The following is a 15,444-nucleotide window of genomic DNA, read 5'->3' on the forward strand; positions in this document are numbered from 1 at the left end:
TCAGGAGCCCAGCTCCGCCAGGCACTGCTCGAGGATATCCAGGCCCTCCTCGAGCACTTCGGCTTCGATGGTCAGCGGTGCTAGCAGGCGGATGATGTGCCGCGCCTTGCCGCTGGGCATCAGCAACAGGCCCTTGGCGCGCGCCGCGTCCATCACCTTGGCCAGTTGCGCCGGTGCCGGGCTGCCGTCGGCATTGACGAACTCGATCCCGCGCATGGCGCCGACGCCGGTCAGGCGGCCGATGAACGGGCTCAGGCCCGAGGCCTTCCAATGCTCGACGCGGCGCACGATTGCCTGCTCCTGGCGCTCACCCCAGGTAGCGATGTTCTCGTCGGTCATCTGCGCCAGGCTGGCCAGGGCTGCCGCACAGGCGATCGGGTTGCCTGAATAGGTGCCACCCAGGCCGCCCTTGGGCAGCGCTGCCATCAACTCCTTGCGCCCGACCACCGCACCCAGCGGCATGCCGCCAGCAATGCTCTTGGCCAACAGCAGCAGGTCGGGCTCGAGCCCTAAGCGCGGGAAGGCGAAGCGCTGGCCGGTGCGGCCGAAACCTGACTGGATCTCGTCGATGATGATCAGGATGCCGTGCTCGTCGCAGAAGCGGCGCAGGGCCTGGGCGAAGGCTGGGTCAAGGGCGAGGAAGCCGCCTTCGCCCTGCACCGGCTCGAAGATGAACGCCGCCACGTCTTCCACTGCCAGCTCGACGCTGAACAGGCGGTCCATAGCCTTGAGGGCCTGTTCGCAGGTAACCCCGGTGTCGGCGCTGGGGTAGGGCAGGTGGTACACCGGCCCCGGCAATTCACCGACCCGCTGCTTGTACGGGGCGACCTTGCCGTTGAGGTTCAGGGTGGCCAGGGTGCGACCGTGGAAGCCGCCGTCGAAGGCGATGATGGCGCGTTTGCCGGTGGCACCGCGGGCCACTTTCAGGGCGTTTTCCGCAGCTTCCGCGCCGCTGTTGGTGAGCATGCCGGCCAATGGGTAGCTGACCGGTACGAACTGGCTCAGTTGCTCCATCAGCGCCAGGTATGGGTCGTGGGGGGCTGCGTTGAAGGCGTAGTGGGTAAGGCGAGCGGCCTGGGCCTGGATCGCCTCGACCACGGCCGGGTTGCAGTGGCCCAGGTTGAGTACACCGATACCACCGACGAAGTCGATGTAACGTTTGCCGTCGGTGTCCCAGACTTCGGCATTACGGCCATGGGAAAGTGTGATCGGGTGAACGATGGCAATGGATTGGCTGATACTTTCCTGGTTCATGGGCACGCGGACCTTTGTTCGAATTTCTTATTATCCAAGCGTGTTGGCAGGTTATTCCGCAAACGAATTATTCGATTGCGGTCATTCCCTGGATTCTTGATGTTGGCTGATTTTGTATTGCTAGCACTGGCCTCTTCGCGGGTGAACCCGCTCCCACAGGTACGGCGCCACGCTTGAAAGGTGTGCGATCCCTGTGGGAGCGGGTTTACCCGCGAAGAGGCCCGCCCAGGTGATATCAGTCCCCCTCGGCCACCCGCTCCCGAATCCACTGCACGAAGGCCCTGACCTTGGGCACTTCGGCCGCATGCTCGGCATGGGCGATGAAGTGCCGGCCGTTGCTCGCCACCGGGTGGTCCCAGGCCACTACCAGCTTGCCCTCGCTCAACTCTTCGGCCACCAGGTAGCGCGGAATCAGGGCGATGCCGCAGCCGGCAATGGCTGCGCGGATGCACAGGTAGAACGTGTCGAAGCGGGGCCCGTGGTAGCTGTTCTGGCTATGCAGCCCCAGCCCCAGGAACCATTCGTGCCAGGCCTCCGGGCGTGACACACACTGCAACAGGCGGTGCTCGGTCAGCGCCTGGGCGCTGTCGAACCGGTGGTTGGCCAGCAGCTGCGGGCTGCACACCGGCACCACTTCCTCGCTGAACAGTTCGATGCAGGTTGCCCCGGGCCAGGTGCCCTGGCCGAAGAAAAACGCAATGTCGGCCTTGGCCTGCACCAGGTCGAACGGCTCCAGTTCGTTGCGGATATCCAGGTGAATGCGCGGGTAGCGGTCGCCAAAACCCTTCAGCCGGGGTACCAGCCAGCGCGCGCCGAAGGTGGGCTGGGTGGCGATGCGCAGCACTTCGGTCTCGTCGCCGTAGCTGAGGATGTAGCGGCTGGAAATGTCGATCTGGGTGAGGATCTTGTTCACTTCGGTGAGGTACAGCGCGCCAGCCGGGGTCAGGTGCAGGCGCCGGCGAATGCGCTGGAACAGCGAGTGCGACAGCATGTCCTCGAGCTGCGCCACCTGCTTGCTGACGGCGCTCTGGGTCAGGTGCAGTTCCTGGGCCGCGCGGGTGAAGCTGAGGTGGCGGGCGGCCGCTTCGAAGCACTGAAGGGCGGTGGTCGAAGGCATCAGGCGTTTGGACATGACGGGCAAATACCGAGCAAAAAAGGAAGGAGTTCATTCCATAACGGAATCATGTGTTTCGAAAAGGTCGTTTGTTGACCTCGGCCTATAGATTAATACTGACCTGGATCAACGATTACAACCGGTCGTGCGAAGAGGAGGTCAGTACCCGCTTCCGGCATCTGCAAAACAACAAAAACGAACATCAGAAATTTATAAGAATTCTGCTCCAGTCTTCAGCCGCCCCGCTGCGGCCGACCCATTCGAGGGTTCTTCATGGCTTCGCCAAACAACAAACAGCGTTCGCTGCAGCACGGCCTGACGTCCCGTCAGGTATCCATGATCTCCATCGCCGGCATCATCGGCGCCGGCCTGTTCATCGGTTCTTCCAACGCCATCGCCACCGCCGGCCCGGCCATCCTCATCTCCTACGCCATGACTGGCCTGCTGGTCTTGCTGGTGATGCGCATGCTGGGTGAAATGGCCATCGCCAACCCCAACAGCGGCTCGTTTTCCACCTATGCCTCCGAAGCCATCGGCCCTTGGGCGGGCTTTACCATCGGCTGGCTGTACTGGTGGTTCTGGGTACTGATCATTCCGGTCGAGGCCATTGCCGGCGCCGACATCCTGCATGCCTACTTCCCTGGCGTGCCGTCGTGGCTGTTCGCCTTCCTGATCATGCTGGTGCTGTCGGGTACCAACCTGATCAGCGTGAAGAACTTCGGTGCCTTCGAGTACTGGTTCGCGCTGGTCAAGGTGGTGGCGATCATCGCCTTCATCGTGGTCAGCAGCCTGGCGGTGTTCGGCGTCTGGCCGCTGGCCGAGGTGTCCGGGGTCAGCCGGTTGTGGGACAACGGCGGCTTCATGCCCAACGGTTTCGGCACCGTGCTCGGTGGCGTGCTGATCACCATCTTCTCGTTCTTCGGTGCCGAAATCGTCACCATTGCCGCTGACGAAACCGCCAACCCGAAAGACAAGATCCGCCGCGCTACCAACCTGGTGGTGTACCGCATCGCCATCTTCTACCTGGCGTCGATCTTCCTTGTGGTGTCGCTTGTGGCGTGGAACGACCCGGGCCTCAAAGCGGTAGGTTCGTTCCAGCGCGTGCTGGAAGTGCTGAACGTGCCGGGCGCCAAGCTGCTGGTGGATATCGTGGTGCTGGTTGCCGTGACCAGTTGCATGAACTCGGGCCTGTACACTGCGTCGCGCATGCTCTATTCGCTGGGCGCCCGTGGCCAGGCGCTGAGCGTTACCAAGCGTATCTCCGGCTCGGGCGTACCGACCGTGGCGGTCATCTTCTCGACCCTGGCCGGCTTTGCCGGGTGCTTCGTCAACTATGTGTTCCCGGGCAAGGTATTCGGCTTCCTGCTGTCCACCACCGGCGCCATCGCCTTGCTGGTGTACCTGGTGATTGCCGTTTCGCAGCTGCGCATGCGGGCCCGTGCCGAGCGCGAAGGGCGGACGCTGGAGCTGAAGATGTGGCTGTTCCCATGGCTGACCTGGCTGGTGATCGGCACCATCGTCATGGTGCTGGGCTACATGCTGTTCAGCGATGCCTACCGCTACGAGACGCTGATGACCGCCGGGGTGACCGCGTTCATCCTGCTGGTTTCGCTGACCCAGCGGCGCGCCAGGGTGGTTGCCCAGACGGCCTGATGTTTCTGTTTTAATGTGGGGGCGTTGCGCGCCCCCCCATATCAATAAGCACAGGAAGCGTATGAACGACCACTCCCTTTCCCTCCAGGCCCTCGCCGCACCCGACGGCACTTGCTACGGCTGCGGTTGTTCCCACCCCAGCGGCCTGCACCTGCAAAGCCATTGGGACGCCGACGGCATCCACCTGGTGTGCCGGCACGCGCCCGACAGCACCTTCATCGGCTGGCCCGGCCTGGTCTATGGCGGGCTGCTGGCGATGCTGGTCGACTGCCACTCCAACTGGACGGCAATGGCTTACCACTACCGCAACGAAGGTCGCGAAGCGGGCAGCCTGCCGCGCATCGACTGTGTCACTGGCAGCCTTGGCCTGAACTATCTCAAGCCCACGCCCATGGGTGTCGAATTGTTGCTCAAGGCGCGTGTGGAAGGTGAGGTAGGGCGCAAGACCCGGGTGATTTGCGAAGTCTGGGCCGACGATGTGCTGACAGTGACTGCCGACTCGGTGTTCGTTCGCGTCGATACCGAAAAGCTCAAGCTCAAGGCCCACGGCCAGGCCTGAGCCGCCGGTGCTGATGAGTGGTCGGTGATGGTCAGCGGCCGGGGATGTCTCTAGAGTGAGAGGTTCATTCCCCAGGCAAGGTTGATCATGACCGATCTCAGTGCTTTCCCCATTACCCGCAAGTGGCCCGCCAGACACCCCGAGCGCCTGCAGCTGTATTCGTTGCCGACGCCCAACGGCGTCAAGGTGTCGATCATGCTCGAAGAGATCGGCCTGGCCTATGAGCCGCACAAGGTCAGCTTCGACAACGATGACCAGCTGAGCCCCGAGTTCATCTCGCTCAGCGCCAACAACAAGATCCCCGCCATCCTCGACCCCAATGGCCCTGGCGGCCGGCCGCTGCCGCTGTTCGAGTCGGGGGCGATCCTGCAGTACCTGGCAGAGAAGAGCGGCCAGTTGCTCAGCCAGGACCCGGCCCAGCGTTACCAGACCTTGCAGTGGCTGATGTTCCAGATGGGTGGCATCGGGCCGATGTTTGGCCAGGTCGGGTTCTTCCATTTCTTTGCTGGCAAGGAATACGAGGACAAGCGCCCGCGGGACCGTTATGTCAACGAGTCCAAGCGCCTGCTCGGTGTTCTGGACCGGCATCTGAAAGGCCGGGAATGGATGGTCGACGAGTATAGCATTGCCGATATCGCGATCTTCCCGTGGGTGCGTAACCTGGTTGAGCGTTACAACGCCCGAGATTTGGTAGGCTTCGATCAGTTCAAGGAAGTGCAGCGGGTGCTGGCGGCGTTCCTCGAGCGGCCGGCCGTGCAACGCGGGCTGAAAATTCCAGGTTGAGGTTGGCTGTAAGGGCCCTATCGCCGGCAAGCCGGCTCCCACAGGTAATGCACAGGGCTTGAGGTCTGTGGTGTTCCTGTGGGAGCTGGCTTGCCGGCGATAGGGCCAGTGAAGGCGAAACTGTTTTCAGGCTCAGAAAATGTGGTGCAGCAGCCAGTACAGGCTGCCGGCCAACAGCATTGCTGCTGGCAAGGTCAGCACCCAGGCCATCAGCAGGTTGACCAGCGTGCGCTTCTGAATCCCCGACCCGTTGGCCACCATGGTCCCGGCCACCCCGGAACTCAGCACATGGGTAGTCGACACCGGCAACCCGAACATGTCCGCCGCACCAATGGTACACATTGCCACCACTTCGGCCGAAGCCCCCTGGGCATAGCTGAGGTGGGTCTTGCCGATCTTCTCGCCTACCGTCACCACGATGCGCCGCCAGCCGACCATGGTGCCCAGCCCCAGTGCGATGGCCACGGCCACTTTCACCCACAGCGGGATGTAGCGGGTGGCATCATCCAGCTGGGTCTTGAACAGCAGCACCTGGCTGCGTGTACCTGCATCGAATACCACCAGCTGGTTCTTCTCGATCAGGCGGATGGCTTCGCTGGTCAGGTACATGTCGTTGCGCACGTTGGCCATGGCTTCCGCCGGTACCCGCTTGAGCGAGCCATAACCTTTGACCTCTTCGCCGATCATGCCGGTCAGCGCCGCCAGCGCCGGTATCAGTTGCGGGTTGGCCCTGGGCTCGGCAATGAACGTGGTCAGCACCTGGCGTGGGTCGGCCGGTGCTGCTTGCGGGGCGCCGCGCACCAGTGCCTGGCGGGTTACCTCGGCGACCGCGGAAAACTGCAGGGCCTGTTCATTGGGCATGGTCTTGTTCAATGCGTAAGCCATCGGCAGGGTGCCAACCAGGATCAGCATGATCAGGCCCATGCCTTTCTGGCCGTCGTTGGAGCCATGAGCAAAGGACACCCCGGTGCAGGTCAGGATCAGTACGCCGCGGATCCACCACGGTGGCGGTGTCTGGCCTTCCGGCGCCTGGTACAGCGCTTTGCGCTTGACCAGCGCGCGCAGTGCCAGCAGCAAGAGGGCGGCACAGGCAAAGCCGAGCAGTGGCGAGAACAGCAGGGCATAACCGACCTTGCTGGCCTGGGCCCAGTCCACGCCACTGGTGCCGTCGCGCCCATGCATCAGGGCATTGGCCACGCCCACGCCGATGATCGAACCGATCAGGGTGTGCGAGGATGAGGCCGGCAGGCCCAGCCACCAGGTGCCGAGGTTCCAGATGATCGCTGCCAGCAGCAGGGCGAAGACCATGGCGAAACCGGCCGAGGAGCCGACCTGCAGAATCAGCTCCACCGGCAGCAGGGCGATGATGCCGAACGCCACCGCGCCACTGGAAAGCAGCACGCCGAGGAAGTTGCACAGCCCGGACCAGACCACGGCGACGGGGGCAGGCAACGAGTGGGTGTAGATGACGGTGGCCACTGCGTTGGCAGTGTCATGGAAGCCATTGACGAACTCGAAGCCCAGTGCAATCAGCAATGCCAGGCCCAGCAGCAGGAATGGCGTGACCGTGGTGATTACCGTGCCGCTGGCCGTCACATCCTGCTTCAGGCTCCAGGCGGTGTAGGCGATACCGGCCAGCAGCAGGCCGAAGAACAACACCAGGGTGGCTCGCCCGGGCTTGTGGGCAAGTTGCGGGCGGGCATCGCGTTGGGCCAGTTGCGGCAGGCTGGCCAGTGAGGGGGTTGCCATGGTGGCTCCGGTCGGGGTGGGGCAAGGGTGCCGAAGGCCTTGAGCATAGAAACAATTCGTAACCCGGCCGTGACCTCGATCAATGATTTATCTAGGCTCAAGACGGACGGTAGTGGCAGGAGAAACCCATGATTCGCTGCAAGCGTGTCTACGATGCGGTTGAGCAAGACGACGGCCAGCGCGTGCTGGTCGATCGCCTGTGGCCGCGTAACAAGCGCAAGGAAGACCTGCACGGGCAGTGGTTGCGCGAAGTTGCACCCTCGGATGAGTTGCGCAAGGCGTTTCACCAGGGTGAAGTGGATTTCGCCGGCTTCACCGAGCGTTACCAGCAAGAGCTGGCGGCCCACCCCGAGCACTGGTATCCGCTGCTGGACCTGGCCGGAAAGGGCACGCTGACATTGCTTTATGCGGGCAAGGATACCGAGCACAACAATGCCCGGGTGCTGGCCGAATGGCTGGAAGATGAACTGGACCGGCGTGGGCCCGGCAGTTCGCCCGTGTGCTACGCCCAATGATTGGTGTTCGTTGTACTGGCCCTATCGCCGGCAAGCCAGCTCCCACAGGTACTGCGCTGCCTTCAAGGCTATCGCTGTACCTGTGGGAGCTGGCTTGCCGGCGATAGGGCCGGGCCTGGCAAACCGAAGAGTATGAAATGTGATGTCCCTGAAACTGACCCCCGCCAACGACACCCACCGCACCTTTGCCCGCGACCTCACGCGCCGCGCCATGCTGCCGTACTACCGCGAATACGACCTGCTGTGGCTAGAGGAAGCCTTCGACGAAGCCTGGGGCTGGCGCGAGCAGTGGCTGGTGACCGAAGGCGACGCGGTACTCGGCTTCTGCAGCCTCAGCCAGGACCGCCAGGCGCTGTTCATCCGCGAGTTGCACCTGTTACCCGAGCACCGTCGGCGTGGGGTCGGCAGCTGGGTGCTGGAGCAGTTGGCACTGTGGGCCCGCCAGCGGCACCTGCCGCTGCTGCGGCTGATGGTGTTTCGCAGCAACCCGGCGCGCGTGCTCTACCAGCGCCACGGCTTCGTCGAAATGGGTGAGGACGAATGCTTTGTGCGCATGCAGCGCACGATCGACTAATAGCTCAATGATGGCTTGTCGCGACTGGTGAGCATCGGCATAGTGAACTCAGGCGTTCACGGCTGCCTGCAGGTGGGTAGGCCGTACATGAGTGTGATCAGGGATAAGGAGCCCCCCATGAATGGAATCGGTCCGCGGCTGCGGGAAGAGCGTGAGCGTCTGGGGATGACCCAGCGCGTGTTTGGCGATATCGGTGGGGTCGAACCCAATGCCCAGGGCAAATACGAGAGTGGTGAACGCTCGCCGCGGGTCGATTACCTGGCGGCATTGGCAACCCGGGGCGTGGATGCACTCTATGTGCTCAGCGGTATCCGCACCCCGGCACCGCTCGAGGGGCTGAGCGCCGACGAGTTCGGTTTGCTGGGGGCTTTCCGGCAGTTGTCGTGCGACGATCAGGCAGCACTCTGGCACTTGTTGCGGCGTTTGACCAACAACGACAAATCCTGGCAGACAGTGAGGCCGCTTACGGTTGAACGTCAGGGGTTTCTTACGGAAGGAATGCGTTAGGTCCGCCGTGAAAAATTTTGTTAAGGTGGCGGGATCCAATCGCCCTGCTGACGAGGTGTGTGCTTGATTAGGGTCTTAGTGGTCGACGATCACGATCTGGTACGAACCGGTATTACACGCATGCTGGCCGACATCGATGGCCTGCAGGTGGTGGGTGAGGGCGATTCGGGCGAGTCGGCACTCAGGCTGGCCCGTGAACTGAAGCCGGATGTGGTGCTGATGGACGTGAAAATGCCCGGCATCGGCGGCCTGGAGGCCACCCGCAAGCTGCTGCGCAGCCACCCGGACATCAAGGTGGTTGCCGTGACCGTGTGCGAGGAAGACCCGTTCCCCACACGCCTGCTGCAGGCCGGCGCTGCTGGCTACCTGACCAAAGGCGCCGGCCTTGACGAAATGGTCCAGGCCATCCGCCTGGCCTTCGCCGGCCAGCGCTACATCAGCCCCCAGATTGCCCAGCAGATGGCGCTGAAGCCATTCCAGCCACAGGGCTCGCCGTTCGATGCCTTGTCGGAACGGGAAATCCAGATTGCCCTGATGATCGTCGGCTGCCAGAAAGTGCAGATCATCTCCGACAAGTTGTGCCTCTCGCCCAAGACCGTCAATACTTACCGTTATCGGATCTTTGAAAAACTCTCGGTCACCAGCGACGTCGAACTGACCTTGCTGGCCGTTCGCCACGGCATGGTCGACGCAAGCCTGTAAAACCTCATGTCCCAAGTTTTCGATGCCAGCGCATTCCTGGCTACCTGCAGTGGTCGCCCGGGCGTCTACCGGATGTTCGACGGCGAAGCCCGGCTGCTTTATGTGGGCAAGGCCAAGAACCTCAAGAAGCGCCTGGCCAGCTATTTCCGCAAGACCGGCCTGGCGCCCAAGACCGCCGCGCTGGTGGCCCGCATCGCCCAGGTCGAAACCACCATCACCGCCAACGAAACCGAGGCGCTGCTGCTGGAGCAGAACCTGATCAAGGAGTGGCGGCCGCCGTACAACATCCTGCTGCGCGATGACAAATCCTACCCCTACGTGTTCCTTTCCGACGGCGAGTTCCCGCGGCTGGGCATTCACCGTGGGGCGAAGAAGGCCAAGGGCCGCTACTTTGGCCCGTACCCCAGCGCCGGCGCCATTCGCGAAAGCCTCAGCCTGCTGCAAAAGGCCTTTTCGGTGCGCCAGTGCGAAGACAGCTACTACGCCAACCGCACCCGGCCATGCCTGCAGTACCAGATCAAACGCTGCAAAGGGCCCTGCACGGGCCTGGTGACCGCCGAGGAATATGCCGAGGACGTGCGCCACTCGGTGATGTTCCTCGAAGGGCGCAGCCAGCAACTGGGCAACGAGCTCAATGCCGAGATGGAGAAGGCCGCCATGGCCCTCAATTTCGAGAAGGCTGCCGAGTTGCGCGACCAGATCGCCTTGCTGCGGCGCGTTCAGGACCAGCAGTACATCGAAGGCGGCAGCGGCGACGTCGACGTTATCGCCGCCTTCGTCAACCCCGGTGGCGCCTGCGTGCACCTGATCAGCGTGCGCGGCGGGCGGGTGCTGGGTAGCAAGAACTTCTTCCCGCAGGTGGGCATCGAGGAGGAGGTGGCCGAAGTGATGGCCGCTTTCCTCTCCCAGTATTACCTGGGCAATGCCGAGCGCGAATTGCCGGGCGAACTGATCGTCAACGTGGTGCACGAAGATTTCGCAGCCATCAGCGAAGCCCTGCAGACCTTGCGCGGCCGCGAGCTGACCATCAGCCACCGGGTACGCGGTACCCGCGCCCGCTGGCAGCAGCTGGCGGTGACCAACGCCGAGCAGGCGCTCAATGCCCGCCTGGCCAACCGCCAGCACATGGCCGCACGTTTCGAGGCCTTGGCCGAGGTGCTGGGCCTGGACGAGGTGCCGCAGCGCCTGGAGTGCTACGACATCAGCCATTCCAGCGGCGAAGCCACCGTGGCCAGCTGCGTGGTGTTCGGCCCCGAAGGCCCGCTCAAGTCCGACTACCGCCGCTTCAACATCGAAGGCGTCACCGCTGGTGACGACTATGCCGCCATGCACCAGGCCCTGACCCGCCGTTACGGGCGCATCAAGGATGGCGAGGGCAAGCTGCCCGACGTGCTGCTGGTGGACGGCGGCAAGGGCCAGCTGAACATGGCCCGTGACGTGATGCAGGAGCTGGGCTTCAGCGACCTGACCCTGCTTGGCGTGGCCAAGGGCGTGACGCGCAAGGCCGGTTTCGAAACCCTGTACCTGAACGACGTGCACCACGAGTTCACCCTCAAGGGCGACTCACCGGCCTTGCACCTGATCCAGCAGATCCGCGACGAGGCCCACCGTTTCGCCATCACCGGCCACCGCGCCCGCCGCGGCAAGGCCCGCCGGGTGTCCAGCCTGGAGGATGTGGCCGGGGTAGGGCCCAAGCGCCGGCGCGACCTGCTGAAACATTTCGGCGGCCTGCAGGAGCTCAACCGCGCCAGTGTCGATGAAATCGCCAAAGCACCCGGCATCAGTAAAAAGCTTGCCGAGTCGATTTATGCCAGCCTGCATAGCGAGTAGAATGCGGGCTCAACTTGCGGCCAGTCGTACCGATGAATATTCCAAACCTGCTCACCGTTCTACGCGTCCTGCTCATCCCGATCTTCATCCTGCTGTTCTATGTGCCCTATCACTGGAGCTACATGGCCGCCAGCAGTGTGTTCGCCGTTGCCGCCGCCACTGACTGGCTGGATGGCTACCTGGCGCGTCGTCTTCAGCAGAGCACGCCGTTCGGTGCCTTCCTCGACCCAGTGGCCGACAAGCTGATGGTGGCGGTGGCCCTGGTGCTGCTGGTGCAGACCCACGCCAACTTCTGGCTGACCCTGCCGGCCGCGGTGATCATCGGCCGCGAGATCGTGGTTTCGGCGCTGCGCGAGTGGATGGCCGAACTGGGCGCGCGGGCGCATGTGGCGGTGTCCAACCTCGGCAAGTGGAAAACTGCGGCACAGATGCTGGCGCTGGTGATCCTGCTGGGCAACCCGCCGGCGGTGACCTTCTGGGTAATCCTCGGCTACGCGCTGCTGCTGGTGGCGGCGGGGCTGACGCTGTGGTCGATGGTGCACTACCTGCTGGCCGCCTGGCCGCACCTGCGCGAAGGCTCGGAGCAGAAATAAAAGTTTTTTTGAATCAAGGGGTTGACGCTGTTTTAGAAATCGCTAGAATGGCACCCATCACGACGCGGGAATAGCTCAGTTGGTAGAGCACGACCTTGCCAAGGTCGGGGTCGCGAGTTCGAGTCTCGTTTCCCGCTCCAAATATAGATTTGCAGGGTTCCACGGAAGTCTGTAAATCATTGAAAAAAGACGCTTCGGCGTCTTTTTTTGTTTCAGTCAGATCCATCAGGATCCGTGGGCATTCGGGCCTATCCAGGCTTTCTACGAAATCCCAAGTAACCCAATCACCGCCCCTCGAACGCTGAAACTTTGCAGAGTCCCCCGGCATCGACGGAAAGGCATTCTGTGATGGCTAAGCGTTACGAATACTCGGACGAGGTGTGGGGTGTGGTCTCCGAGCTCTTCATCAAGCCCCAGCTGCCACCGGCCCAGCTGTTAAGAGGAGTGTGATGCCTGCTTGAAGTACGCAACCCGCTCATCGGTCCTGGACTGACTGAAAGAATTATATTTGTTGCCTCTGTTGTTGGATGTTGACTCGCCGATTACCCTGTTCGTGTTTAAAAGTTCTCTATGAAGTACCGCTTTTTGTCCCCGAGCGTGTCCATATGTGAGATCTCTAGTTGTGCTTGTTATAGTGATTGGTAGAGCTTTATTCTCGAGTCATCCAGCGGAAAAAATTCTTCTGATAACTCATAGAGGCGCATGACCCAAAAGTTGTCCTCCTTGGCCATGGCTTTGCTGTCTATTTCGGAATAAAATTTTTGAAGTGTGGCGATCTGCTTGTTGATATCTAATATTTCAATGCTCATTATTCTGGTTATTAGGTTTATAAATAGGTTGTGAAAGGTTATGAAGAGGTTTATTGTGGAGTTGCAATATGTGGTGTTGGTCAGTTCGTCGTTTTCAAACATGTATCCGATGGAGGAGTCCTCTGTATTGACAAAAAAACATCCGGTGAAGTCGTGTCCAAAGAATGCAAGGTGCTTATGCAGGGTTGGGATGTGGTATAGCGTATTGTAGAACTCTGCCTTGTTGTTTTTGTAGGGTGGCAATAAGCAGGTTTTGCTTCGTACGTCGGAAAGTACGGGGGATTTATTAATTGCACCACTTTGCATCTTGGTGTATTGGGCTTGGAATTTTGCGAAAGGAAGTTCCATGTTTTTCTCCTGCGGACAGGTGGTTTTATTTGGCGGTAACAGACATACTGCTGGATGTCTGTTGATCGCCCTTTCGCTTAGTGGGAGGTTTCCCAAAATTTGGCGCCCTCTGCGTCGGCTATTTTCTCCATAAACTCCGATAATGATCCCGCTGCTTTTATCCATTCGTGTCTGTGGTCAAGAGGTGTGCAGGCAAAAATTTCACCATTTTTGGTAAGTATTAATAATTCGGAGTCGCCATAAAGTCGGCCGACGACGATGTCGCCTGCTAGTGTTTCATCGCTTCGGGTATGTCGCAGTTTTTCAGTTTCGGTGATGGATTCTTCCGGGGTGAGCATTTCGATCCCCCATTGTCCATATAGGTTATCTTTAAAGAGTTCGGATTTTTTGCTGAGTCGCCATAGTGCTAAGAGTTCATTGGGGAAACTGGGTGTAAGGTCAGAAATTTCTCTATCGCTGAGTCCGCTTGAAAAAGTGCAGGCCAGAAGGAATGGGCACTTTTCTTTATGATGGTAGGCTATTTGTGGTGATGACCATTTGTTTTTTAGTCTGCTAATTACAGTGGTTAACTTGTTAGAGTTCATTGTGGTTTCGCCAGAATGTGTTGAAGAGTTCTTGGTGCGTCTTGCGCTGTACGGATACTAAATTCCAGAAAGTATTGTCACCGCCGTATTCTCTTGGCTTGATATGGTGAATGTCGTACTCTTGGTGTTGCATATCCTCGATCATACCCGAATACGAGTTTGTCGAGCAGGTAGTCGAAATCGATATCGTTTTCGAAGCTGATCAGTATCAGTTCCAGGTAGTTTCGGTGTGTCGAAGCTACGCAGGATTAGAAGATGGGGATCGAGTTTTAATTTGCAAAGATTGTCCAAGGTTGGTTTTCCTCCGGCCACAAGAGTGGGTTCGAAACCGTACATTTCATCCGGGGCTAGTGGGCCGTATTTCTTCAAGGCGCGCTTGAATAAAGGTTTGCCATTTGAGTCGGAGGTGTCGTAGTTATCTGGTTCACTGCATACCTGTAGATAGAATGTTTCGAATTATTGAATTTTATTATTCATGGTGGCCCCTTCGTGTAGAGCTGAGAATATGAAGAAAACAATTGAATGTGTCAGAAATTGGGAGTTTCTCGCTCTCGCTTGGTAACCATAGGTAAACGCGGCCATTATCATCGTTATTTGTTGATAGTAGGAATAGGTTGCCGCAGTCGTCATAGGCAAATGGTATGAGTCCGGCTAGCGAAGGGGTGCTTTTGACTAGTTGTTTGTAGACGTTTTCTATCGTGGCTTCACCATATTTTATTGATAAAAAGCTATTTATTAGAAGCTCGGATTCGGTGTGTTGTTTATCATCAATGAATCCGCCGTTGTTGGTCAGATAAAAGTTCATGAATTCACTTGTTGGGTGTGCATCTATTGATTTTGTGAATTCAAGAAAGTCGCTTGTGGATATGGGTTGTTCACTTTCTATCAATTTTACGGGCACGGTTTTGCTCCTTTAGAAAATCTGGCTGGATGTGTATACCTTTTGCCTGTCACGGCTGCGTACTGACTTACGCCTCCATTGTGAGTTATCCCGAGGTGTGCGGTCTGTTTTACAAGCTGCATGGTCCCGCGATTGGTCTGGGCATTATAGTCGTCAACGTGATGCCATACATAGCCCCTAGGAGTTGATTTTTGATTCAGTCCTGCTTTGGTGTTTGCTGCCTGCGCATCCAGCGCATAATCCCCGGTATATTCAATGGTTACCACAGGGTTGATATTTTTCTTTGTGTAAAGTGCATTGCTGTTTCTGTAGTCAAGGCCACCGCTCTGTGTCTGCTCTACACCTGTGAAACCAAGTTCTAGTAATGCAGAAATTGGATCATAGGCTAAGCCTAATGGGTCGACGAAACTAATTGAATTGGGGGCGTATTGATAAAAATTTATACCTCCGGAAAGCCCTATGGGATCAGGTTGGGTGAAGTGACCAATGCTTGGGTCGTAAAATCTATATGTGTTGTAATGAAGTCCGATTTCGCGATCGTGATATTGTCCTTGATTTCGCAAATTTTGCTCTCGCGATTCTCTTTGATCTTGCCATTGCTCTTTAATTTCCCCCCAGCCGCAATAGTCACTGCGCCAGATAGTGCCGCCGCTTTCGTCGGTCAGCTGTTCAGGTTGGCCTGCCAGATTAGTGTGGAAATGCTGGATGCTTTCTTTTCCGTAACCCCCATCAATTCGAGCCAAAGGCTCATAGCTTTTAGGACTGGTGTAAACGTATAGACTAGATAGGCCGCTCTGAATTTCCTGTAATAGGCGTAATCCCTGCCAGTGAAACAGGACTCGCTGACGAGGTTCCGAGTGATCGCTTTGATAAACTTCCTTGCTGATTCGCCTTCCCAGAGGATCGTATCGGAACATAACACGTTCACGCTCACCGCTGCGGTACTGGTCTACGCATATCAGGCGTTGT

Annotated in this window: 17 protein-coding genes, 1 tRNA gene and 1 pseudogene; 10 read left to right on the forward strand and 9 right to left on the reverse strand. The window is 59.1% G+C overall.

The window, feature by feature from the left end; translation table 11 throughout:
- Together WM94_RS10230 and gcvA are read right to left on the reverse strand one after the other, a co-directional pair.
- On the reverse strand, positions 1 to 1,254 hold the full coding sequence (locus WM94_RS10230) for an aspartate aminotransferase family protein (protein WP_061551109.1): 1,254 nt from the start codon (positions 1,252 to 1,254) through the stop codon (positions 1 to 3).
- Positions 1,255 to 1,489: 235 nt separating this feature from the next.
- Positions 1,490 to 2,386: a transcriptional regulator GcvA gene (gene gcvA / locus WM94_RS10235; RefSeq protein ID WP_015271044.1), complete on the reverse strand. Its 897-nt coding sequence runs from the start codon at positions 2,384 to 2,386 to the stop codon at positions 1,490 to 1,492.
- 255 nt (positions 2,387 to 2,641) lie between these two features.
- Between gcvA and WM94_RS10240 the strand changes: the two genes are divergently transcribed.
- From WM94_RS10240 to WM94_RS10250, 3 genes are all read left to right on the forward strand, one after another.
- Entirely contained in the window at positions 2,642 to 4,021 is a 1,380-nt protein-coding gene (locus WM94_RS10240; RefSeq protein ID WP_061551110.1) for an amino acid permease, read from the forward strand.
- A gap of 61 nt (positions 4,022 to 4,082) precedes the next feature.
- Complete coding sequence (locus WM94_RS10245) at positions 4,083 to 4,580, forward strand: PaaI family thioesterase (RefSeq protein WP_061551111.1); 498 nt, start codon at positions 4,083 to 4,085, stop codon at positions 4,578 to 4,580.
- 87 nt (positions 4,581 to 4,667) lie between these two features.
- Complete coding sequence (locus tag WM94_RS10250) at positions 4,668 to 5,363, forward strand: glutathione S-transferase N-terminal domain-containing protein (protein ID WP_015271041.1); 696 nt, start codon at positions 4,668 to 4,670, stop codon at positions 5,361 to 5,363.
- 132 nt (positions 5,364 to 5,495) lie between these two features.
- On the opposite strand, the gene WM94_RS10255 is transcribed toward WM94_RS10250, so the two are convergent.
- The gene (locus WM94_RS10255) at positions 5,496 to 7,112 is read right to left on the reverse strand and encodes an inorganic phosphate transporter (RefSeq protein WP_061551112.1); all 1,617 of its coding nucleotides are present in this window, start codon (positions 7,110 to 7,112) and stop codon (positions 5,496 to 5,498) included.
- Positions 7,113 to 7,240: 128 nt separating this feature from the next.
- Here WM94_RS10255 and WM94_RS10260 point away from each other — a divergent pair, with 128 nt between their 5' ends.
- The 7 genes from WM94_RS10260 (at position 7,241) to WM94_RS10290 (ending at position 11,973) form a co-directional block, all read left to right on the forward strand.
- Complete coding sequence (locus WM94_RS10260; protein ID WP_061551113.1) at positions 7,241 to 7,627, forward strand: DUF488 domain-containing protein; 387 nt, start codon at positions 7,241 to 7,243, stop codon at positions 7,625 to 7,627.
- A 142-nt stretch (positions 7,628 to 7,769) separates the two neighbouring features.
- On the forward strand, positions 7,770 to 8,201 hold the full coding sequence (locus WM94_RS10265) for a GNAT family N-acetyltransferase (protein ID WP_015271038.1): 432 nt from the start codon (positions 7,770 to 7,772) through the stop codon (positions 8,199 to 8,201).
- Between the two features lie 117 nt (positions 8,202 to 8,318).
- A complete protein-coding gene (locus WM94_RS10270; RefSeq protein WP_061551114.1) occupies positions 8,319 to 8,708 on the forward strand; it encodes a helix-turn-helix domain-containing protein in 390 nt (129 codons plus the stop codon).
- Positions 8,709 to 8,771: 63 nt separating this feature from the next.
- The gene (uvrY, locus tag WM94_RS10275) at positions 8,772 to 9,410 is read left to right on the forward strand and encodes a UvrY/SirA/GacA family response regulator transcription factor (RefSeq protein WP_015271036.1); all 639 of its coding nucleotides are present in this window, start codon (positions 8,772 to 8,774) and stop codon (positions 9,408 to 9,410) included.
- A 6-nt stretch (positions 9,411 to 9,416) separates the two neighbouring features.
- Positions 9,417 to 11,240, forward strand: a complete 1,824-nt coding sequence (uvrC, locus tag WM94_RS10280) for an excinuclease ABC subunit UvrC (protein WP_013973365.1) — start codon at positions 9,417 to 9,419, stop codon at positions 11,238 to 11,240.
- Positions 11,241 to 11,272: 32 nt separating this feature from the next.
- Positions 11,273 to 11,833 carry a CDP-diacylglycerol--glycerol-3-phosphate 3-phosphatidyltransferase gene (gene pgsA / locus WM94_RS10285; RefSeq protein WP_025339908.1) on the forward strand — a complete coding sequence of 187 codons (561 nt, stop codon included), beginning with the start codon at positions 11,273 to 11,275 and terminating at the stop codon, positions 11,831 to 11,833.
- Positions 11,834 to 11,897: 64 nt separating this feature from the next.
- A tRNA-Gly gene (locus WM94_RS10290) sits at positions 11,898 to 11,973 on the forward strand.
- A 489-nt stretch (positions 11,974 to 12,462) separates the two neighbouring features.
- On the opposite strand, the gene WM94_RS10295 is transcribed toward WM94_RS10290, so the two are convergent.
- The 6 genes and pseudogenes from WM94_RS10295 to WM94_RS28950 form a co-directional block, all read right to left on the reverse strand.
- Positions 12,463 to 12,990, reverse strand: coding sequence for a hypothetical protein (locus WM94_RS10295; protein ID WP_061551115.1), 528 nt, complete (start codon positions 12,988 to 12,990; stop codon positions 12,463 to 12,465).
- 77 nt (positions 12,991 to 13,067) lie between these two features.
- Positions 13,068 to 13,574: a hypothetical protein gene (locus WM94_RS30075; RefSeq protein WP_156485954.1), complete on the reverse strand. Its 507-nt coding sequence runs from the start codon at positions 13,572 to 13,574 to the stop codon at positions 13,068 to 13,070.
- Positions 13,564 to 13,719: an HNH endonuclease domain-containing protein gene (locus tag WM94_RS31095; RefSeq protein WP_082810545.1), complete on the reverse strand. Its 156-nt coding sequence runs from the start codon at positions 13,717 to 13,719 to the stop codon at positions 13,564 to 13,566. The genes WM94_RS30075 and WM94_RS31095 overlap by 11 nt, the downstream gene beginning before the upstream one ends.
- Positions 13,716 to 13,982 (reverse strand): annotated as a pseudogene (locus WM94_RS28940) (T6SS immunity protein Tdi1 domain-containing protein); the annotation flags it as partial. The gene WM94_RS31095 and the pseudogene WM94_RS28940, both read right to left, overlap by 4 nt.
- Positions 13,983 to 14,043: 61 nt before the next feature.
- A complete protein-coding gene (locus tag WM94_RS28945; protein ID WP_082810546.1) occupies positions 14,044 to 14,475 on the reverse strand; it encodes an SMI1/KNR4 family protein in 432 nt (143 codons plus the stop codon).
- Positions 14,466 to 15,392, reverse strand: a complete 927-nt coding sequence (locus WM94_RS28950) for an RHS repeat-associated core domain-containing protein (protein ID WP_218188721.1) — start codon at positions 15,390 to 15,392, stop codon at positions 14,466 to 14,468. The genes WM94_RS28945 and WM94_RS28950 overlap by 10 nt, the downstream gene beginning before the upstream one ends.
- Positions 15,393 to 15,444 lie beyond the last annotated feature (52 nt).

Origin of the sequence: Pseudomonas sp. ABFPK (genome assembly GCF_001586765.1) — a bacterium.
In the GTDB taxonomy this organism is placed as follows: Bacteria; Pseudomonadota; Gammaproteobacteria; order Pseudomonadales; family Pseudomonadaceae; genus Aquipseudomonas; species Aquipseudomonas asiatica.

Coding starts and splice junctions, on each gene's coding strand:
- WM94_RS10230 (WP_061551109.1), bottom strand. CDS start 1,254: ATGAACCAGGAAAGTATCAGCCAATCCATTGCCATCGTTCACCCGATC.
- gcvA (WP_015271044.1), bottom strand. CDS start 2,386: ATGTCCAAACGCCTGATGCCTTCGACCACCGCCCTTCAGTGCTTCGAA.
- WM94_RS10240 (WP_061551110.1), top strand. CDS start 2,642: ATGGCTTCGCCAAACAACAAACAGCGTTCGCTGCAGCACGGCCTGACG.
- WM94_RS10245 (WP_061551111.1), top strand. CDS start 4,083: ATGAACGACCACTCCCTTTCCCTCCAGGCCCTCGCCGCACCCGACGGC.
- WM94_RS10250 (WP_015271041.1), top strand. CDS start 4,668: ATGACCGATCTCAGTGCTTTCCCCATTACCCGCAAGTGGCCCGCCAGA.
- WM94_RS10255 (WP_061551112.1), bottom strand. CDS start 7,112: ATGGCAACCCCCTCACTGGCCAGCCTGCCGCAACTGGCCCAACGCGAT.
- WM94_RS10260 (WP_061551113.1), top strand. CDS start 7,241: ATGATTCGCTGCAAGCGTGTCTACGATGCGGTTGAGCAAGACGACGGC.
- WM94_RS10265 (WP_015271038.1), top strand. CDS start 7,770: ATGTCCCTGAAACTGACCCCCGCCAACGACACCCACCGCACCTTTGCC.
- WM94_RS10270 (WP_061551114.1), top strand. CDS start 8,319: ATGAATGGAATCGGTCCGCGGCTGCGGGAAGAGCGTGAGCGTCTGGGG.
- uvrC (WP_013973365.1), top strand. CDS start 9,417: ATGTCCCAAGTTTTCGATGCCAGCGCATTCCTGGCTACCTGCAGTGGT.
- pgsA (WP_025339908.1), top strand. CDS start 11,273: ATGAATATTCCAAACCTGCTCACCGTTCTACGCGTCCTGCTCATCCCG.
- WM94_RS10295 (WP_061551115.1), bottom strand. CDS start 12,990: ATGGAACTTCCTTTCGCAAAATTCCAAGCCCAATACACCAAGATGCAA.
- WM94_RS30075 (WP_156485954.1), bottom strand. CDS start 13,574: ATGAACTCTAACAAGTTAACCACTGTAATTAGCAGACTAAAAAACAAA.
- WM94_RS31095 (WP_082810545.1), bottom strand. CDS start 13,719: ATGATCGAGGATATGCAACACCAAGAGTACGACATTCACCATATCAAG.
- WM94_RS28950 (WP_218188721.1), bottom strand. CDS start 15,392: ATGTTCCGATACGATCCTCTGGGAAGGCGAATCAGCAAGGAAGTTTAT.